Below are 20084 nucleotides of genomic sequence, written 5' to 3'. Positions count from 1 at the left end.
AATTAGAATTCTCCTCTATCAGAGAATGAACTGCGTAAACGAGCCTGCTGTTTACGTTCCCGATCATCCAATTCGCGCCTAACTGCTGCTGCAATATCCTGCGCAGATTGCCCCGGCGCACCATAGATATTTATATGATAGACCGGCGATTCACTGCGGTATTCAACCACCTGACGTTTGTCCGTTTTCTTTTCCTGAATCTGAGGATAAGCATGAACCGGTAAACTCTGAACATGCAATGGCGCTGTTCTGGCGGCGGTAGAAGGCGCCATTACGCTTAAAGAAAATGCCGCAGCGGCAGCAAGTTTAGCAGTCTGTCGTCGGCTAATAACATTAACAGGGCCAGTGACAATCTCTGGTCCATATTCACCAACAATACCAAATCGACCAGCCGGAATAATGCCCCCTTTGTCATGTTTGGGCAGAACCGAATTAACATTAGGACTTACATTATTACTGGCATCTCTTGAAATATCTTCCTTTGACCGCATCCAGTCAGGGAGATACTCAGACAATGAAGTCAGTTTCTGTTTCAGGGCTTCCCATTTTTCATTAATCCCCTCCAATAAACTGTTAATTATCGCTGTGCCAACCTCTTTAAATTTACTAGGAAGATTCATTACGTCAGTAATAATTTCATTCCATTTATCCGAGATCGATATTTTAATATTCTCCCAGATATCCAATGTATTCTGTTTAACTAATTCCCAGGCATTACTAATATTAGTTTTAATACTTTCCCAAGTTTGCAGAACACTCTGTTTAATGGATTCCCATTTCTCACTGAGGCTAATTTTAATATTTTCCCAAAGCTGAGAAAATTTCGGCCCCAATGTTTCCCAATTTTGCCAAATATAAACAGCAGCCATCGCAATTACACCAATAATGGCGAGGATTGGGTTAGCCATCATCAAACGACCAACGATCATCATGGTGCTACCCAACATTTTCAGAGCATTCCCGACTAATCCGAGCGCTCTCACACCAGTACTACCAAAGAAAGTAAGACTATATTTCGCTACAGCTAATGGAAGCAATATCGAAGCGAGCGCCTGTGCCAATGCGCCAAACACAGTTAACATGCCTCCGACTACCACCGTAATAGTCGCAAGCGTTGCAGCCAAACGTGGATTAGCTTCCATCCACTCGCTGACTTTATTGACTACATTGGTTACTTGTTGAGTGACTTCTCTTGCAGGACCTTCTACGCCAGAAAACATCTGAACGCCTAGATTACTCCAAGCGGCATTAAGCTTTTGGATATCACCAGTAAGACTATTCGTCATTGCAGATGCAACTTTTTGAGATTCACCTTGAGCACTTTTTAGTTCAGCGATAAAAGATTGCAACCCTCCCTGCCCTGCCTGATTCGCCAACACATCTAGAGCAGGAGCAGACTTTTCACCACCAATTGCTGTGAAATAACTTGTACGTTGTTTACCGCTCATTGAACGGGTTTTATCATCTAGTTCAACGAGAATATCAGGTAACTGCCGTAAATTACCTTTAGCATCACGAGTTTTAATATCTAGTTGTTTCAATGCGACAGCAGCAGCTTTAGGTGGTTCAGCCAACCGGCTTAGTACACTACTCAGAGCCTCTCCAGCTTCACTTCCCTTGATATTGGCATCACTTAGCTTTCTTGTAGCAGCCGCAACGGTTTCAATATCAACCCCCAAAGAAGTAGCCGCTGGAGCGACAGATTTCATCGTATCACCCAATCCCGCCAACGTTGTTTTTGAACCAATAAACGTTGCCGTCAAAACATCACTAACATGCCCCATCTCTTTGGATTGTAATTTAAACCCTTCCAGTACCTCAGTGCTAATATCAACCACATTGGAAAAATCTGTACCACTTGCCTGAGACATTAGTACCGCACCAGGCATCACATTCTTTATCTGCTCAGGAGAATAACCCTTAGAGGCATACAGGCTCTGTCCCTGTGCAATCTGGCTGGCAGGAATCCCTGTACTTTTGCTCAACTCACGACTTTGATTGAGCAACATGACATATTCAGGAGAGTTTTTTTCAATATTGGTTTGTGCCTGAATTTTGGACATTTGAACATTAAGATCATAACCCGGCATCAGAAAGTTTTTACTGGTTGTCAGTATTTTACTACCGGCTGATTTTGCACTAACACCATATTGGCTAATGCGGTCACGAAGCTCTTTGATTTTGCTATAACGACCTTCACCGCGATTTTCTTCCTTTTTGTTACTGATATGCGCAGTTTCCTGCGCATATTCAGGAGCAGAATAAGGTTTAATTGCTTCATAAGTCTGATTTAATCGCTTGAATTCATCACGATTTTGCCGGAGAGAATCCGCCAACCTTTTATTATTTCGCTGGGCAGATTTCAAGGCGTTGGTCAGCTTATTAACGGACTGTATTACCAATTTAAGCTGTGACTGTGTATTACTCATTTTCTGCACCACTTCGTAAGATGGCCCGATGTCGCCAGTCCAGTAATTCCGGTAGTGACATTTCATCTGTCACTGCCGGAGACCAGTGGAAAACGGTGGCAATATCTGCCACCAATTCATCTACGGTTAGCCGGTCTGGAAACCGGACTTCGCCGACTTCGGTAACAAAAAATTGACCACCTCAACACTGAGATTAATCAGATCGCCGGGTGTCATTGACAACAGATCGCTTTTAGTGAGCGCTGGTGTGGTAACACGTGGTAAAACCAAAATCATTGAATCCACATCCATCTCCAGCAAAGCCTGTAGCCGAGCACCACGCAACGCGCCACTGTTCGGTTTGCGCACCACCACCTCAGTGATGTTGCTACTACCACGTGCAAGCGGTTCTTCTAATACGATTGTGCGCTGCTCGTCGTTTTGAGTAATTAGTGTTTCTGTCATGGTTCAACCTTGTTTATCCGATTAGATTAAAGACCCATAGCGCGACGGTGATCTGCCAAGCGATCTTCACCATTAACGACTTCAACCATGTTAACGGTATCCACTTCAATCAGAACTTCACCATCCCATGTCAATTTGAAATAGGTGTTTTTAGCACTGATTTTGGTCTGAGTATTATCACCCTGCTTATAGGTACCGTGGTCAAACTCATGGAAACGGCCGCGCATCACGATTTCAACAGCAATCACATCGCTGGTATCATCGCGCTGGCAGGAGCCTGCAAAGCGCAACATTACGCCATCGGCTTTGGTCAGACCCCATTGCCGATAATGTTGAGCTTCCATACCACCTAGAGTAAATTCAACGTCCAATGCACCTTCATCCAAGCCTAAGTCCACGGTTGCGCTACCGTTCATACCACCGCCACGATAGGTTTCCAGTTTACGACTCAGCTTAGGTAGAGTAAGTTCTTCCACTATTCCCTGATAACTATTGCCATCATTAAACAAGTTCAGGAATTTAAGTTTGCGAGGTAATGCCATCTGTGTCCCCTTAGCCGTTTATGCTTTTCGCGAAATCCATCAGGTAACGATCTGTAATACGCTGGCGTAACATCATGTTTTCCAGTGGTGGTACAGGTGTATAGTCGTAATCGAGGGTCAATTTACCCGCTTTCAAGGTGTCTTTATCATTGGCGTTTTCGTCATACCAACATTGACCGTCAATAATGTAGCCACCAGATTTCAGTTCACGGAACTTAGCATTGATACCTTCGATAATGTCTCGTACCAGTGAAGGAGTTAGTGGCTTATCGATTGCCCACATATGTGCTTCCGCCATAGTGTCAGCCAATACTTGGGCAGTACGAGTGTAACTTTCGAACTGGAACAATGGATCATCAGCGCAAGTACGTGAACCCCAGAAACGGAAGCCATTTTTACGGATAAGTGTCGTAATACCATTTTGGTTTAGCAGGCCTGAATCTGTTGCTGGATCTTGAAGATCCCAGAATACATCTGCTGAAAGACCGGTCACACCATTGACACCAATGTTCGACAGTGTTTTGTGCCAACCTGTTTCTTCATCAATTTTTGCACGCAAACCCAGTGCACGAGCTGTAGCGTAGGCGATAGTTTCCTTATTAGAAACAGTATCCCAACTTAAGAAATCAGGCCAAATCAGCATTAATTCGCGCTGACTGAAGTTTTTGCGATATTCGATAACTTCTGAGATAGTCTTACTACCATAGGCGCTGATATAAGCCATTGCTCTCAATTTTTGCGCGATACTCGCCAACTCAACAGCAACAGCCTTCGTATCCAGCCCAGGAACCCCCAGAATACGTGGCTTCACACCTAATTGGCTTTGTGCTGCCAACAATGCCTGTATACCGGTTTTCTTACCTTCATTAGTTGTAGTACCAATGATGTTGCTGGTAGTTTGCTCTTCCGTTTCACCTTGTGCTACACGGACAACAACAGTAACGGGTTTAGACTGGTCTGAGATAGCTTTGAGTGCCTGAGGCAATGTACCGGTTTTACCAGCTTTGCCAATGGCGAGTGAAACATCAGTAATCAAGACCGGAGTGTTTAGTGGAAAAGTTTTTTCGTCTGCTTCAGGACCAGTACACACCATACCAACAATAGCAGTGCTAACTGTGGTAATGGTACGTGTGCCTTCGTTAATTTCCTGTACACGGACGCCGTGATGATAATCTTGTGCCATATTAGCGGTTCTCCTGTTAAGGTGTCCCGCTATGTTGAAGTATCCGAATTATTAAATCATTTGATGGGAAATGTGTGAGAGATGATACAAATCAGGTTGCTTAATTTATTATTTTTTCTAATTATTTAATTATTTGTACTTCATAGATAGTGGAAAAAGAAACCTCTATAAATCAATATCTATTTCTTCTGGCGTGAACTTTTAGCTCTGTTCATTGATTATTTTTTCACAGATTTTTCCTACAAAAATAGATGATAATTTATACACATCAACGCATTTCTCTGTAAATCATTGTTCTGGTCATTTATTAACACCCGAACATAGCCAATCTTTGCCATATGTAACCCTGATTAATACCAATATGAGACTATTATTATAGAAATTATCACGGATTGGCGAGTTTTTAAAAACCTTGGTTTGATAGAAACGGTAAATTTGGCTCAGGGAGCAGTACCGAATAGCCGAAAAGTGAATGGCAAAGTTCTGACTGAGGATATCAATATTACGTCTCAGGATATTTTTCATGGGCAGGCTGTTTATTTGGGTGATAAGGCAAATTTGGATAACTACAAAATACCAGGAATTTATTTCCAAGATTACAATATTTATGCCCAAAATGGTGCTAACTACCCTGAATCGCTTGCTGGTTCACTTGTCGTTTTACAGGCTGCTGGGATCATTCAGCGTTATTTTGTTTATAACAGTAGCCGGATATATACACGCAGCCAATATCACAATTTACCCTGGACACCTTGGGCACGAGAATATAATACCCTGAATAAACCAACTGCGAGTGAGCTCGGTTTAATGGAAACCGTTACTAAAGCCGCGGACGCGTTGCAACGCAGCGGTGGCAATGTAACAGGCGACATAATTATTACTACTGACTCTGCACTGAGTTGGATCAGAAACACCGACTTTGCCTCTATCGGTTTTAAAAACACCGGAGATGGTGATGCAGACTCCTATATGTGGTTTAAAACGGGGGATAATGGCAACGAATATTTCAAATGGCAGCATGCCCTATCTGGGGGGCCAACTAATGAATGGATGAGCCTTAGACACGATAATCTTCGAGTTAGGGGGTATCAGGTCTATCATGAAGGATATAGACCAACCGCAGCAATTATTGGCGCTTATACAAAATCAGAATCAGACACGCGTTATATTCAAGACATTCGCTTTGGTGCCAAAGAGCTCGCGCAAGTACGGAAAAGTTCTGGTGATACAGACTCAAGTGGGTATGCCATCACTGCTGTAATAAATGGAAATAGAGATGAGTTAATTGACACCGTAAACCGTAGGCCAATACAGAAGAAGATTAACGGCATGTGGATGAATATATCCAATATTTAGTAAGGTGATAAATATATGCAAAACATTAAAAATTTTTCCCAATATACACCTGACTCAAAACAAGCCAGAAAAATCATCGAAGATTTTAATGTCATCTATTTGAAGTCAGAAGATGGTCAAGACTGGTATGAATGCCAGAAAAGCTTTAATCCTGACACAATTAAAGTAATGTATGATTTTAATAATGTAATCCGTTCTATATCAGGAGATGTATCAGCTTTTAACCCAGATGGAATGAGTGTGGCTGAGGTAAGTAATCTACCTGATTCTTGTGATATTTCTGGCAAATGGCAATATATAAACGGTGCTATTGTTTCGCGTGAGTACACAAAGGGTGAGTTAGTTGTTCAAGCGGAGAGACGCAAAGAAGAATTGCTAGTCCTTGCCAGCAATAATATTGCTCCCTTACAAGATGCCGTTGATTTAGATGAAGCAACTCAGGAAGAGATAGAACGGCTCAAAGCTTGGAAAAAATACCGAATGCAAGCAAACCGCATTGATCCCACCATAGCACCAGATATTGAGTGGCCCGCACAACCTGTGTAAATAATATAGGCCCGCAGTTCACAAACCTCGGGCCTTTTTTTATTCTGGTTTTTAGGGCAATCAATAAGTGCTTACCTAATGCGTCAGACCTTACTGGAATGGAGAAAATACCAAGTCATACTTAACCGGATTGATACTTCAAAAGCATCGGAAATCGACTGGTCAACATAACCTATCATAACTGAAAAAAGACCGGGGACAGAATAACACCCGGTCTTGATAATTGTATTATTCTGGTATTTGTGGCCACTCAATATTTGAAGCCATTGAAGTATCAACACGGCTCAGTAATACCACATACTTCTTCCAGGCAAGTAATAATGCTTTCTCTGTGTCTGAGGCCATCTCAGTCTCAATAGCATATTGTAATAAAGTCATGGCTTCATTAGCCTGTTGGCGAAGAGTGACACGTTGTTGTTCTGCCTGTTTAATCTGATTGGCTTTTTGAGCTTTAATGTCCGTTACCCATATTTCACCATTCCACTCATCAAAATCGGTGCTTGGTTGTTTTAATGTCAGCGTTTCTGGCAATTCACCCGGTTTAATGATTTCCTTCTGTTCCCCAGTTTGGGTGTCGTAAGCTATTTTTCCTCGATAATCCGGTACCATTTGCCAGCCGGTTAAATCAGATGAACGGCAAGCGATATATCCCTCTTGGGTATCAGGCGGCGCGTCTGTACAGGAATTAGCAGGAAGACCGATACCGACAGGAAGGTACTCATCAGAACTGTTTAAATATTCCAGCGTAATCGCATCGTAATTAAACACAACGATACTTCCAGTACTAATTGCAATATTATTTTTATCCAGTACAGCCTTATTCATTATGCAGCCCTTACAATGAAGTTAAACGCTACGTTACGTGGTCTTGATACCCCTATATAAGCAGCATTCGTAGTCCAAGTCGTTGCTGAGCCTCCAGAAGCTCTAGCTCTTAATTGAATATCTTTATTCTGGGGAGTATCCCACTGTAATTTCGTGCGTTCATTAACTGAGAAGTTAACAACATTATCAGCAGGTTGGTGAACTTCCTGTACTAAATAAGACCCTTCTTGCCATACCAATAATGTACGGTCTGGATCAACGCCACGCTTGTCATCCCAACCGCGAATAAATTCACCCCGTAAATCGGGCAAATTACCACCAGGATAAGCCTTGGCTAATTCCGGATATTTCGCTTTATCAAAGGCTGCACCATTACATTGCACCCACCCTTCCGGCGGTGTGGCGGTCGGCCAAGGAAGTGGCACCCCTATCGGAATTAGCTTTTCCAATAAACCAAGGTTTTTCACAAAAGCATTTTTATCTGGGATATCTGCGCCATTTTGGTTTTTTGCCAATTTACTATTAGCATTATCATAAGCTGCTTTTACCGCTTTGGGTGTTGCCGCTGTCGTTTCATCATTACTGTTAATAGCACTGTTAAGTTTTGTAAAACCTTTCTCTGTCAACGTGGCGTCTGGGTGATTACGGCTTTTTTCATGTTTCTGAATAGAGCTATCTACATAATCACGAGTCGCCAGAACGACAGAGGGATCGATTTTCAGCGTTACCGAATCCGTATTGCTAACAATCAAGATCATTCTGATAGTTTGTGTTCTGCCCGAACCTTCCTGTAATTGTGGTTTATAGGTTTCCGGGCAGTTTGCTACTGCAATCAAGTTACCTTCACTGTCAAACAGACCAATTTCACGCATCCACCAACCACCCTCACTTTCAGGGATAATTTGTTCAGCAATAATTTGGTTGGTGTTTACCGGATCAACGCCTAATGTATTAATTGCAGCACGACGCTTTTCATTAACTAATTTTGTCTGATTGACGTCAGGATCTGGTAATTTACCGCCACCGTCACCAACAGCCATGTGAGTAATATCGACTTTTGTCCCCAAAGCAGCGGCGTTCGCCAGTTTCGCCGCTCCCAGGTTAGTTAAAATTGCAAAGTATTTCATGGTGAAACCCTCAATGTATCTGTCTCGATCAAATGAATTGCTACCCCTAAAGGAGCATTGTCGCTAGTTGTGATGACGTCAGGGAGATATTGGTAAACAGTGAGGTCATCTCCACTATAACCTGTCGCAGCGCAATAAAATTCGCCTTTAACATCCAGATTGATTGACAAACCTATCAAATGACGACTTACAGGCTTGGCATCAGAAATTAGCCGTTCCAGCTCTAAAAAAGTTTCTTCGGTGATCCCGTTTTCCTGTACCCCTATCGCTAACCGGAATGTGCCCGGTGTTTCGTTGTTCAGCCACCATTCCTTTATTTGAATGAGATAGCCAAGCGGTTCTACTACACGACGGACGGCGCCAATGGTTCCCTTATGTTTGTGCAGAAACAGCGAGTTTTTTATCACGTCACGCTTAGTGCTTACCGACCACTTTTCGTCCCAGCGATCAACCGACCACGCCCACGCCAGATAGGGTAATAACTCCTCAGGGCAAGTATCAGGATTCCAGAGTTGGCGGAGCGGTACTGGAATATTCTGCAATTGCGAACATGCCTTAGCAGCAGCCAGCTCCAAAACCGTAGAACCTGTTGGTAACAGGCGGTCATTCATCAGAACCTCCCACTATCAAACCTGGATTTGGTTTGGAACAATCAGCAGTTTGTGTTTTCCCTATTTCCAGTTTTGCGCCAGTACAATAAGGAGCTTGATCTTTACACAGAGTTATGTCTTTAGTTGGAGCTCTCAGCTCTACCTGCTGTACTCCTGCGACATGCAACGCAGCATAAATGGCAGATAACCGAATATCTCTCCCCAATTTATGTTGATCTAGCACGTACTTATCCATATTTTGTTGAGCCAATTTACGGATAGGTTCAGATTCAGGTGTCGGGTAGAGATAAAGCACAGCATCAATTTGATATTCCACTATGTTGGCTGACTGCACTTTTACCCGATCGGCAACTGGTCTGACGTTTTCGTCATTAAGTGCCGCAATCACTTTATCCAGTAACTCTTGTGAAGCTACACCTTTGTGCTCTTTATCTTCTTCGTCTTCTTTATCTTTTTCCCATTTCCATTTCCGCGACAAAATAGTCACAGTCACATTGGCTGGTGATGGGCTGATGACGGAAACATCCGAAACAGTTTGATATTCACCTTTGTATTCATTTCTATTAGCATGAATACCTTCATTAACTTTAAGAGCATGATATTCATACGCACCAATCGGCCCTGCAACACTTAACCCTTCAAAGGCTCTTTGGATACGATCACGGAAGGTACTATCAGGCTCCATAACGGCCCGGGTAACGTTATAGTTCGCTCCTAATTGGTCCAAATCGCGATTGGTTGCATAGGCCAACATTACTGCACGGGCAGCTTCATTAACCCGTTGGCGCAATATCAATTCCCGGTAAGCGTTTTCCTCAAGTAACTTAACCAGAGGTTCGGATTCCAATTCCAATGTTCGAGTAATAGCATCCCGTTGTTCTTCAGGATAAAGAGATATTAATTTGGCTTTACGTTCAGCCAACAGGCTTTCATAATCTAGCGGCTCGACTACATCAGGTGGCGGCAACTGGCTTAGATCAATGGTCGGCATTGTTTTACCTCACAGGGATTGATAGAGAAAACCCCCCAGGGGACAGCTGATAATGACCAGATATATCTACTGTCATTTTGCCGTCTTGTTGGGTATTTATGGTGATAGCTGTCAGATTAATTCGTGGTTCCCAGCGGCTAATAGCTGTATAGGTGGCCGCCATAATTTGCAGGCGTAGAGCCGCATTCTGTGGCCAGTCAATTAATTCGGGTAACAGAGAGCCATAAGTGCGCCGTTCCAAACGACTACCAACAGGGGTTAGTAAGATGTCGCTGACAGACTGGCGTACATGATCCAGATCCGTCAGGCTACGACCGGTTTGTCGATTCATTCCAAGGTACATCATTATACTGGACCTCCTGTTGTCGCACCGCCTGCCATGACGCCGGTGTGCTGGTGCGAATGTAGGGTTACGCCGTTAGAACTGAGTTTTCCACCTGTGTTTTCAACATCACCTTCCAATTTAATTTTTGACGCTTTCAGACCCATTTCTTTTCCTGCTTTGAGTCCAATCTCGTTTTTTGAGTCCAATCCAATTTTATTAAGCGCTTCTAGTCCAATTTCGTTTTTTGAATCCAATCCAATTTTGTTGAACGACTCTAATCCAACTTTGTTGTATCCACTTATCCCAATTTCGTTGAACGACTCCAATCCAATTTTGTTGTATGCCTTTAGTGTTATATTCGTTGCCTCAAGTGTTATGGAATTTGCAGCTTTCACATTGGCAGTCTTAATACCTGTTACCGTTAAAGCACCTAATTTCGGCTCATACTCCATTACTGCCCCATCAGGGAAAACAATATGAACAGCTTGTTCAGAACGACCCGATGGTGCCGCAGATTGATCAGAATAAATGGCTTGTAATCCATCATCAGGAAAATCAATATGGCCAGCTTCTGTAAAAAGAGTCGATGGTTCTGGAAATTGATCAGAATAAACAGCCGGCAATACAAAGGAGGTGGTCAATTCACCGCCAACAGATAATAGCAAAACTTGCTCACCACGGCTGGGAGCCCACCAAGTTCGGGAATTACCTGCTCGCATTGTCAACCAAGGCCGCCAGTCAGTTTCGAGATTGCCTGTTGCAATCCGGCACACTCCCCGGTTGGTATCTACCTCGGTAACAACACCAGTTCTGATCAGATTACGCAATAAGCGCAAAAGTTCTGTTAGTTGTGTATCCATGTTTGGAAAAATGCCATTTGGTGGTTGTGGGTTTATGTATGAAAGAATGCCAGCAAAGGCAGTTGCCAACATCAAAGAGGAATTGTAAGAAAGACAAAACAAGTTTCTTGAAAATAGAAAATGTAACAACATAAATTAAAAAGCCCTTCTCGCAACCGAGAAGGGCCTTTATGTAATCTGTGCTATTTTATTAAAGCTTGACTCAAATAGTTCAAAAAATTCAGATTTGTGTTGCTTGACTATATATTAAGTATAATGTTCCAGTTCAACTGCTTATTTATCTACCCAGAAGAATAGATAAGTTTAATTTCCTGATATAGAGTGATAATTCTGTTTAAAAAAACATCAGCTTAGTATGGATATATTTAATCCCATAGTTGCAAAATAGGTTTCGTTGTAGCTGTCATAATTTCCGGCATCTCAACTTCGGTGCCATGTGGCAGGATTACACCGTATTCAGCCAAACCTGGGTTAACTAACAGTACCTGTTCTGTCATGCCTTGAGTCCGACCATAATGACGCCAGCATAAAGCATCAACAGTATCATTCTGCTGTGCAATTATTTTCATTAGGTATACCCTCTCTAATTTAGTCAATATTGTTAAGTTAAAGTGTTATGGTGCGCTGAATAGTGGGAGAGAACCAGTGAAACAATATTGTTAAGGAAACAGTACAAATGAGAAGCAAGAAGCCACTTTTCAGTGGCTAATTTAATAATTAATCATATTTTCCAAAATTTGCTGAATTCATAGGGAAAATCTATTTTTCAGCTCATTTTCCAATGCAATCATAATCAACTTAGAAACTTTAGATTATTTATCATACAGAATTTCCACATTTATCTACCGCATTTATTCTTCAAGCGTTTCGTGGTAGTTAATAAGTTGTTTTGCAAGTGGTGTCGACAACTCAGCAATCCAAACCAAAGCAAGTTCTTTATCCTCAGCATGATTACATTCACAGCTCGTTGCCATTCTAGCTATAAAATTAATACGTTGCGCTATTACTGATTCCATAAGAAAGTCCACTGACAAACTTACCTCCGCATAACATAACTGTATATAAGAACAGTACACTTTGATTAGAAAAATTTAAAGTGGTTTTTTATCTTTTTTGGGAACTATATTTGATAGTGTTAATATATTAATTATTGTTTTTACTGAAATAATTAATGATTAAAAAGGTTTCTTTTCGATCACAATTCGTTGTAATTAATAAATTTTTCTTATTTTATTGCTTAGAAGATTTTTTCTTTTTATTTAGATGATATAGTTTCACAAAGTATATAGATTGAAATTTATATGCCTATGATGCAATATCCCTTATCGGATCTAATAAATTTATTTGGGATCACTATAGCTCTTAATCAGAGGGCTTTGTGGAGACGGCAAACTCACTAAACTGTACTTTCAATGAAAAAAAACATAACTGAGATAAAAATGGGTGTAGATAGTGGAGGAAAACAAGCTATCGAACGCCTTGTTAGTGCATATGGGTTTAAATCACGTCAAGCATTGAGCGACCATTTAGGTGTGTCTAAAAGTACAATGGCGAACCGTTATTTAAGGGACAGTTTTCCAGCAGACTGGGTTATCCAATGTAACCTTGAAACCAATGCTTCATTGTTATGGCTAAGCACAGGACAAGGAGAAATGTTCCCTGATGGAGAAAAGAAAAAGGGATCTTTAGAAAACATTATTGTTCCGACAATACAACGCGTTAAATTGATTGGTGGAAAGCTGAACGATGACTACCCAGTGATCTTAGATAATCAACTTATTGCTAAAGAAATAAAAAAGCCTCTGATTGTAGATAACAATAACGCTTGGTATTTGCTAGATACAGAAGAACCTGATGTTCAGGATGGTTTATGGTTAATTGATATTGAAGGTATGCATAGCATTAAAAAAATCACAAAAATCCCAGTTAGTAAGATCCGGGTTTGTGATAACGACGTAACTTTTGATTGTGCAATTAATGAGATCAACTTTATTGGTCGCGTTTACCTAGTGATTTCTAGGTACTAACACACTTCTCAAGTGTAAATAAATTAACTTACTTAGATATGTAAATTCTATTCTGATGGCAATTCGTTACCCAAAAACCTCCAGATGCAGTGGATTTTATACACAATAAGTTCTCTTGCCAGTAATAGCTAATTGTTAACTTATTCTGTTGTTCCTTTATAGTATGTATAGTGCGGCGGAAGTTTTTTGCATAGATAAATAAACTTGATATATTTTGCATAAATTAAGAACCAATTACTTGGGTATTACGAATACAAAATTAAACGTTCAACTAGCCGCACTTTAAATACTAGTTTGATCGACAATTTGCTTTATTTACTGGGAAATATTTATATATTGTGGATAACGATGTGTTGTAAATTAATGATAACTGTTTCCGTGTGTGGCCTTTTGCCAACAATCTCGCTGCTTGTTGTTGTTCAATGAATGAAAGTGACACTGGTCTACCACCAATTCTCCCTTGGGCACGAGCAGCTATTAATCCTGCATTTGTTCTTTCAACGATTAATTCCCGTTCCATCTCAGCCAGTGCACTCATAACATGAAAGAAAAATCTCCCCATAGAAGTGCTGGTATCAATGCTATCAGTCAAGCTTTGAAAATGAATACCGCGTTCACTCAAATCAGAAATTAAAGTTACCATATTTTTTACGCTACGCCCCAATCTATCCAGTTTCCAAACAACTAGAGTGTCACCTTTTTTAAGTTGTTTTAAAGCTCGCTTTAAACCTGGTCTGTTGGATGTTTTTCCGCTAATTTTATCCTCAAAAATTTGCTCACAATTTATACTTATCAATGCGTTTCGTTGCAAATCACTGTTTTGGTCATTTGTTGACACCCTAACATAGCCAATCTTTGCCATATGTAACCCTATCTAATACCAATATGAGACTATTATTATAGAAACTATCACGGATTAGCGAGTTTTTAAAAACCTTGGTTTGGTGGAAACGGTGAATTTGGCGAAAAATGCTCTTCCTAAAGACTCAACTGAATCACTCATATCAGGCAATCACAATATTAAAACAGGTGGAAATTATTCCAACTTGTCACTAACAAAGAGCGATGGTCGATATGTCTTCATAGAAACCACTTCTCATGAAGCAGATTCTTTTTGTGCAATAGGATATCGTGAATCTGATTCCTCAAATATAAATGTTGTTCAACTCCCTCGAAAGAACGGCTATGTTGCAATAGCGAATGAGCATTATTCTAAATCAGAGTCTGACAGTCGATTTATTCAGTTAAATACGGATACAAAAACATCAGGTTATATATTAGCTAAAACTGCAAACTATTATGATGATCCTAATTCACGTCATTTGGGCCATTCGGGATTTTTGAGACCTAATGGAATTGATAATCTGGGGGCATTAGCAATTCATATAGCTCACCCTAGATTTGATAACTCTCAGCACGCTCGCGGGCTTTCTTTCGGATATGGGGGTTATTCAGAAGCATTTAGCATTTCTACTTACGCTTTCGATGAAAGTGGTAACTTCAGGGGGAAACGTAAAATATTAACAGAGGATGATATTCTGATTGGTATTCCGCTACCGTGGTCTAAGCCAACCGCACCAGTAGGTTATCTTATTTGTAGTGGTCAGCAGTTTGACAAATCTGTATACCCTAAATTAGGAGAAGCATATCCCTCTGGCACACTCCCTGATTTACGTGGTGAATTTATTCGAGGTTGGGATAATGGGAGAAGTATTGATTCTGGGCGGGAGATATTATCTCATCAGAATTCAACAAAGTTACCTAATCTTTACACCTATGCATCCTCTGAAAATATAGGACTACTGGTATCCCCTCCTATTAATCGTTTTTCAAGTAGTTATCCATCAGAAATTATGGCTAGTGATTTTGAGGAAGCAGAATTCGGGAGCGGCCAATATTTTTCGACCCCATTAAATCCTACTGGTGCAGTTTCATTATCTACATTTAGAGTACGTCCCCGTAATATCGCATTTAACTACATAGTGAGAGCAGCGTAATGACAACACAGAAACAAAAATATTCCCTAGAACCAGAAATCGCAATATTGGGAAATAACAGATTATCAACCAAGGCTGGTTGGTTGATAATCTACCATGCGGAGCCTTATTCCAGAGAATTTATTGGCGTTAGACCAGAATATCTAATGGAAGGAGTGGGACTTCCTGCCAATTCCTATCCAGATGCACCAGAACTTCCAGATTCTGATGATATGGCTATTTGCCGCAGTGAAGATAAAAGTTGTTGGCAAATAGTACCTGATCACCGAGGAAAAATAGTTTATAACACGCAAACCCTAGCACAATATGAAATTACAGAGTTAGGTGAACTACCAGAATCTCTGACATTCAAACAACCTGCCACTGATTTTGATAAATGGGATGGTAAACAGTGGGTAACTGACAAAGATGTTATAAAGGATAACCAGATTAAACAGGCAGAAAATCAGCAGGTAGCACTATTACGACAAGCAAATGAAACAGTTACATTGCTACAACATGGCGTAGATACTGAGCTAGCTTCAGAAAAAGAAAAGCTATTGTTGATAGATTGGAAAAAATATTTAGTATTGCTGAGTCGTATTGACATTTCATCAGCGCCAGATATTAACTGGCCTGAAAAACCAGAATAAAATAAGAACGGCCTGTTTTTCAGGCCGTGAATTTACTAAATTGTAATTATTAGTCGAATCCGCCTCTTAAACTTAATTACGCTAACTTCATTCCCAAACAAAGTTTAGGTCAGTTATTTTCAAGATAATCAGAAGTAAAATTAAATATGGACAATAAACCCGCAGTTATAAGCTGCGAGTTCTACCATTAGTAATTGAGCATCAGCGTTTCTTTTTCTTCCCTTGAACTGCCTTAAAACGCGGATTAGATTTACAAATAACATATAATCGACCACAACGGCTTACGATTTTGCAATCCGGATGGCGAGTTTTTGCTGTTTTAAGTGAACTTAACACCTGCATTTTTATAATCTCTCAATTTATTTATTACCAATAAAACGCCCGAATTTTTTCTGGAATCGCGCAATACTTCCTTCCTGAGATAAAGTTTTCTGCTTACCCGTATAGAAAGGGTGTGATTCCGATGACACATCAACAGTGACATATGGATACTCTTCCCCATTCAAGGTAATTGTCCGTTCTGTGCGAATCGTGGAGCCAGTTGTGAAATAAGCATTAGCACTGGTATCGTGAAATACAACTACCCGGTAGTTTGGATGGATATCTGGTTTCATAATTTCACCATATTGTAATAATATAACATTACAATGGCGTGATTTATTTTTATCGGTAAGAAAATAATGATAAATTTTCTCAGTTCAAAAAAAGCCTCTGTATTTTTAATGTACAGAGGCTTATTTCAATTTCTTATTATAAAACGATTATTCTACGGTCACTGATTTAGCCAAATTACGAGGCTGATCAACATCAGTTCCTTTAATCAGAGCAACATGATAGGAAAGCAGTTGCAGTGGCACGGTATAAAATATTGGTGCAGTCAACTCTTCAACATGTGGCAACGGAATAATCTTCATTCCTTCACTATCGGTAAAACCCGCGTCCTGATCAGCAAACACATATAGCAATCCACCACGGGCACGGACTTCTTCGATATTAGATTTCAGTTTTTCTAGCAGTTCATTGTTCGGAGCTACAATGATAACCGGCATATCTGCATCAATCAGTGCCAGTGGACCATGTTTTAATTCACCAGCAGCATAAGCCTCAGCATGAATATAAGAAATCTCTTTTAATTTTAGAGCGCCTTCAACCGCAATCGGATATTGATCACCACGGCCAAGGAACAAAGCATGGTGTTTGTCAGAAAAATCTTCCGCCAACGCTTCGATAATTTTATCCTTCGACAGCATACTTTCGATACGGCTTGGCAGTGCATGTAATGCATGGACAATTTCTTGCTCCTGCTCTGCATCAACACCTTTCAAGCGTCCAAGGTAGGCCACCAGCATCAGTAATACTGTCAGCTGAGTTGTAAACGCCTTAGTTGAAGCAACGCCAATTTCTGCACCGGCTTTGGTCATCAGAGCAAAATCAGACTCACGCACTAAAGAAGAACCCGCTACGTTACAGACAGTCAATGATGTGAGATATCCAAGTTCTTTGGATAAACGCAGCGCTGCTAATGTATCTGCGGTTTCACCCGATTGAGACAAGGTGATCAGTAAGCTTCCTGAACGGCGTGCTGATTTGCGGTAACGGAATTCAGAAGCAATTTCCACATCACAAGGAATACCTGCCAATGCTTCAAACCAATAACGGGAAACCATACCTGCGTTATAGGATGTACCACAAGCAACTATCTGAATATGCTCTACTTGAGATAATAATTTAGCTGCGTTAGGACCAAGTTCAGATAGATCTACCTGCCCATGACTCAAGCGTCTTTCCAAAGTGCTTTTAATTGCCATTGGCTGTTCATAGATCTCTTTTTGCATGTAATGACGGTAGACACCTTTGTCACCAGCATCATACTGAATATTGGATTCAATCTGTTCCCGCTCAACCGGTTTACCCTGAGCATCAAAAATGCGCACAGTACGACGAGTTACTTCAGCAATATCCCCTTCCTCAAGGAAGATAAAACGACGAGTAACAGGCAATAGCGCCAACTGATCAGACGCCAGAAAGTTTTCTCCAACACCCAAGCCTATAACCAAAGGACTACCCGATCTTGCAGCAATTATTGTTCCAGGATCACGGCTATCCATGATGACTGCGCCATAGGCACCTCGCAGCCGAGGAATAACTCGTTGAATAGCTTCTAACAAAGTACCACCCTGTTTTTGTTCCCAATGAACAAGGTGGGCAATAACTTCTGTATCAGTATCCGAGATAAATTGATAACCGAGTTCAATTAATTGAACTCGCAACTCTTCATAGTTTTCAATAATACCGTTGTGAACAACGGCAATATAATCAGATATATGCGGGTGAGCATTTTTCTCGTTTGGTTCACCGTGTGTAGCCCAGCGGGTATGAGCAATACCTGTCCCACCAAGGACCGGCTGCTTATCAACTTTATCAGCAAGTACTTGTACCTTGCCGACTTCTCGCAGACGGAGCATATTTTTTTCGTTATCAACAACCGCTAAGCCGGCGGAGTCGTAACCACGGTATTCCAAACGACGCAATCCTTCAATCAGGATTTCTGCAATATCTCGTTGTGCTACTGCACCAACAATTCCACACATCAGTTTTATTCCTAAAAATAGGGCTGATGAAAGCCCTTTATATGTCAAGAGCCTGATTGTTTTCCGGTTTTTCCGGTCCCCGAGCCTGTAGAGTGGGGATTATTATTTTATTTTTTTTCCTTCACAGGGCGTTTCCACCCCTGAATATGTGTTTGTTTGGTTCTACTTACTACTAGTTCATTTTCAGCTATGTTTTTTGTCACTGTTGTCCCTGCTCCGATTGTAGCGCCTTTAGCAACAGTCACTGGAGCAACAAGCTGAGTATCGGAACCAACAAAAACATCGTCACCAATAATGGTTTTGAATTTATTAGCGCCGTCGTAGTTACAGGTAATAGTACCTGCACCAATATTTACATCACGACCAATGTCTGCGTCGCCAAGATAAGTCAAATGTCCAGCTTTAGAACCTTTACCTAGATAAGATTTCTTCATCTCAACGAAATTCCCTACATGGGCTTTTTCAGCGAGCTTAGAACCGGGACGCAAACGAGCAAAAGGCCCAACAGTACAACCCATTTCCATTTCAGAATCTTCAACAATTGTATAAGGGCTAATAGTAGAATCATCACCAATGATGCAATTCTTTAATACACAACCGGTACCAATCTGTACGTTATTACCAAGGGTTACATTACCCTCAATGATGACATTAGTATCAATAACCACATCATGGCCGTGAATTAGTGTGCCACGTAAATCAAAACGAGCAGGATCCAACAACATAACACCCGCTAGTAATAATTGTTCCGCTTGCTCAGATTGATAAATGCGCTCAAGAACAGAAAGTTGAAGGCGGTTATTTACACCTTCCATTTCACTCAAGCGAGTTGGGTGCACCGCTTCAATTTTTCTGCCTTCTTTATAAGCTAGCGCAATCACATCGGTCAGGTAATATTCACCCTGAACATTGTTGTTATCTAACTGGGACAACCAACGTTTTAAATCACCACCATTAGCAACCAAAATTCCTGTATTTATTTCATTGATTTTACGTTGATCTTCAGTTGCGTCTTTTTGCTCAATGATGCCAGTTACTTCCCCGTTTTCACGAATAATACGACCATAACCTGTTGGATTATCCAAAATTGCTGTCAATAAACCTATACCACCCTCAGGTTTAACCGCCAGTAAGCGTTCAAGAGTATCCGCACCAATAAGAGGTACGTCGCCATACAATATTAAAATATCTTCATCATCAGCGAAATGTGGTGCTGCCTGCTGCATTGCATGGCCAGTCCCTAATTGCTCTGCTTGTAATACCCAATTCAGTGTCTGATCAGAAAGGGTTTGCTTCATCAGGTCACCACCATGTCCATAAACTAGGTGAACATTTTCAGCGCCCAATGCCATTGCAGTATCAATCACATGCTGAACCATCGGTTTACCGGCCAGCAAGTGCAACACTTTAGGGAGATCAGAGTACATGCGGGTTCCTTTACCCGCGGCAAGGATCACAACACTTTTTGCACTGTTAGACATAAGAAACCCGATAACTCCAATTTAAGATAGAAAAGTAAACCTGTTTGTAAGATAAATTACTACATATTTCGCAATACAAAAAAGCCAGTTAGTTTTCACCAACTGGCTTTTTTATTT

At 41.0% G+C, this 20084-nt stretch carries 24 protein-coding genes; 6 read left to right on the top strand and 18 right to left on the bottom strand.

Features of this window, described 5'->3' with window-relative positions:
- Positions 1–2 precede the first annotated feature (2 nt).
- Genes EAE92_RS16735 through EAE92_RS16715 form a run of 5 tightly spaced genes read right to left on the bottom strand, consistent with a single transcriptional unit; the run spans position 3 to position 4598 of the window.
- Complete coding sequence (locus EAE92_RS16735; protein WP_246545261.1) at positions 3–2429, bottom strand: phage tail tape measure protein; 2427 nt, start codon at positions 2427–2429, stop codon at positions 3–5.
- Positions 2422–2541, bottom strand: coding sequence for a GpE family phage tail protein (locus EAE92_RS16730; protein WP_011144425.1), 120 nt, complete (start codon positions 2539–2541; stop codon positions 2422–2424). The genes EAE92_RS16735 and EAE92_RS16730 overlap by 8 nt, the downstream gene beginning before the upstream one ends.
- 14 nt (positions 2542–2555) lie before the next feature.
- Positions 2556–2873, bottom strand: a complete 318-nt coding sequence (locus EAE92_RS16725) for a phage tail assembly protein (protein ID WP_214068903.1) — start codon at positions 2871–2873, stop codon at positions 2556–2558.
- 26 nt (positions 2874–2899) lie between these two features.
- The gene (locus EAE92_RS16720; protein ID WP_036782412.1) at positions 2900–3415 is read right to left on the bottom strand and encodes a phage major tail tube protein; all 516 of its coding nucleotides are present in this window, start codon (positions 3413–3415) and stop codon (positions 2900–2902) included.
- 10 nt (positions 3416–3425) lie between these two features.
- Positions 3426–4598, bottom strand: a complete 1173-nt coding sequence (locus EAE92_RS16715; RefSeq protein ID WP_036782415.1) for a phage tail sheath protein — start codon at positions 4596–4598, stop codon at positions 3426–3428.
- Between the two features lie 435 nt (positions 4599–5033).
- Between EAE92_RS16715 and EAE92_RS24700 the strand changes: the two genes are divergently transcribed.
- The 3 genes from EAE92_RS24700 to EAE92_RS25420 all read left to right on the top strand — a co-directional run bounded on the left by EAE92_RS24700 (position 5034) and on the right by EAE92_RS25420 (position 6671).
- Positions 5034–5954, top strand: coding sequence for a pyocin knob domain-containing protein (locus EAE92_RS24700; RefSeq protein ID WP_246545260.1), 921 nt, complete (start codon positions 5034–5036; stop codon positions 5952–5954).
- Between the two features lie 15 nt (positions 5955–5969).
- Positions 5970–6500 carry a tail fiber assembly protein gene (locus EAE92_RS16700; RefSeq protein WP_214068902.1) on the top strand — a complete coding sequence of 177 codons (531 nt, stop codon included), beginning with the start codon at positions 5970–5972 and terminating at the stop codon, positions 6498–6500.
- Positions 6501–6578: 78 nt separating this feature from the next.
- Positions 6579–6671 (top strand): tail fiber assembly protein, encoded by a 93-nt coding sequence (locus EAE92_RS25420; RefSeq protein WP_214068901.1) that lies wholly within the window; start codon positions 6579–6581, stop codon positions 6669–6671.
- Positions 6672–6728: 57 nt separating this feature from the next.
- Here EAE92_RS25420 and EAE92_RS16690 read toward each other — a convergent pair whose 3' ends face one another.
- The 8 genes from EAE92_RS16690 to EAE92_RS16655 form a co-directional block, all read right to left on the bottom strand.
- Positions 6729–7325 (bottom strand): tail fiber assembly protein, encoded by a 597-nt coding sequence (locus EAE92_RS16690; protein WP_214068900.1) that lies wholly within the window; start codon positions 7323–7325, stop codon positions 6729–6731.
- Positions 7325–8452 (bottom strand): phage tail protein, encoded by a 1128-nt coding sequence (locus EAE92_RS16685; protein WP_214068899.1) that lies wholly within the window; start codon positions 8450–8452, stop codon positions 7325–7327. The genes EAE92_RS16690 and EAE92_RS16685 overlap by 1 nt, the downstream gene beginning before the upstream one ends.
- A complete protein-coding gene (locus EAE92_RS16680) occupies positions 8449–9063 on the bottom strand; it encodes a phage tail protein I (RefSeq protein WP_214068898.1) in 615 nt (204 codons plus the stop codon). Before EAE92_RS16680 ends, EAE92_RS16685 begins: the two co-directional genes overlap by 4 nt.
- Positions 9056–10054 (bottom strand): baseplate assembly protein, encoded by a 999-nt coding sequence (locus EAE92_RS16675; RefSeq protein WP_214068897.1) that lies wholly within the window; start codon positions 10052–10054, stop codon positions 9056–9058. The genes EAE92_RS16680 and EAE92_RS16675 overlap by 8 nt, the downstream gene beginning before the upstream one ends.
- A 4-nt stretch (positions 10055–10058) precedes the next feature.
- Positions 10059–10400 (bottom strand): GPW/gp25 family protein, encoded by a 342-nt coding sequence (locus EAE92_RS16670; protein ID WP_036783323.1) that lies wholly within the window; start codon positions 10398–10400, stop codon positions 10059–10061.
- Positions 10400–11239: a phage baseplate assembly protein V gene (locus EAE92_RS16665; protein ID WP_214068922.1), complete on the bottom strand. Its 840-nt coding sequence runs from the start codon at positions 11237–11239 to the stop codon at positions 10400–10402. The genes EAE92_RS16670 and EAE92_RS16665 overlap by 1 nt, the downstream gene beginning before the upstream one ends.
- Positions 11240–11604: 365 nt before the next feature.
- On the bottom strand, positions 11605–11808 hold the full coding sequence (locus EAE92_RS16660) for a tail protein X (protein WP_011144439.1): 204 nt from the start codon (positions 11806–11808) through the stop codon (positions 11605–11607).
- 282 nt (positions 11809–12090) lie between these two features.
- Positions 12091–12255: a hypothetical protein gene (locus EAE92_RS16655; RefSeq protein WP_167337845.1), complete on the bottom strand. Its 165-nt coding sequence runs from the start codon at positions 12253–12255 to the stop codon at positions 12091–12093.
- A 396-nt stretch (positions 12256–12651) separates the two neighbouring features.
- Here EAE92_RS16655 and EAE92_RS16650 point away from each other — a divergent pair, with 396 nt between their 5' ends.
- Entirely contained in the window at positions 12652–13266 is a 615-nt protein-coding gene (locus EAE92_RS16650) for a phage repressor protein CI (protein WP_214068896.1), read from the top strand.
- 289 nt (positions 13267–13555) lie between these two features.
- Here the strand turns inward: EAE92_RS16650 and EAE92_RS16645 are convergent, their stop codons facing one another.
- Positions 13556–14128 (bottom strand): recombinase family protein, encoded by a 573-nt coding sequence (locus EAE92_RS16645; RefSeq protein WP_214068895.1) that lies wholly within the window; start codon positions 14126–14128, stop codon positions 13556–13558.
- A 91-nt stretch (positions 14129–14219) separates the two neighbouring features.
- Between EAE92_RS16645 and EAE92_RS16640 the strand changes: the two genes are divergently transcribed.
- The gene (locus tag EAE92_RS16640; RefSeq protein ID WP_339959394.1) at positions 14220–15263 is read left to right on the top strand and encodes a phage tail protein; all 1044 of its coding nucleotides are present in this window, start codon (positions 14220–14222) and stop codon (positions 15261–15263) included.
- Positions 15263–15895, top strand: a complete 633-nt coding sequence (locus EAE92_RS16635) for a tail fiber assembly protein (RefSeq protein ID WP_214068893.1) — start codon at positions 15263–15265, stop codon at positions 15893–15895. The genes EAE92_RS16640 and EAE92_RS16635 overlap by 1 nt, the downstream gene beginning before the upstream one ends.
- Before the next feature lie 201 nt (positions 15896–16096).
- On the opposite strand, the gene ykgO is transcribed toward EAE92_RS16635, so the two are convergent.
- From ykgO to glmU, 4 genes are all read right to left on the bottom strand, one after another.
- Positions 16097–16237 carry a type B 50S ribosomal protein L36 gene (gene ykgO / locus EAE92_RS16630; RefSeq protein WP_214068892.1) on the bottom strand — a complete coding sequence of 47 codons (141 nt, stop codon included), beginning with the start codon at positions 16235–16237 and terminating at the stop codon, positions 16097–16099.
- Between the two features lie 17 nt (positions 16238–16254).
- Positions 16255–16509 carry a type B 50S ribosomal protein L31 gene (locus EAE92_RS16625; protein ID WP_214068891.1) on the bottom strand — a complete coding sequence of 85 codons (255 nt, stop codon included), beginning with the start codon at positions 16507–16509 and terminating at the stop codon, positions 16255–16257.
- 147 nt (positions 16510–16656) lie between these two features.
- Positions 16657–18486: a glutamine--fructose-6-phosphate transaminase (isomerizing) gene (gene glmS, locus EAE92_RS16620; protein WP_214068890.1), complete on the bottom strand. Its 1830-nt coding sequence runs from the start codon at positions 18484–18486 to the stop codon at positions 16657–16659.
- Between the two features lie 107 nt (positions 18487–18593).
- A complete protein-coding gene (gene glmU, locus EAE92_RS16615; protein ID WP_214068889.1) occupies positions 18594–19967 on the bottom strand; it encodes a bifunctional UDP-N-acetylglucosamine diphosphorylase/glucosamine-1-phosphate N-acetyltransferase GlmU in 1374 nt (457 codons plus the stop codon).
- Between the last annotated feature and the right edge of the window lie 117 nt (positions 19968–20084).

Origin of the sequence: Photorhabdus hainanensis, assembly GCF_018448965.1 — a bacterium.
Lineage (GTDB): Bacteria > Pseudomonadota > Gammaproteobacteria > Enterobacterales > Enterobacteriaceae > Photorhabdus > Photorhabdus akhurstii.
This window is presented reverse-complemented; position numbering and strand designations above follow the sequence as displayed.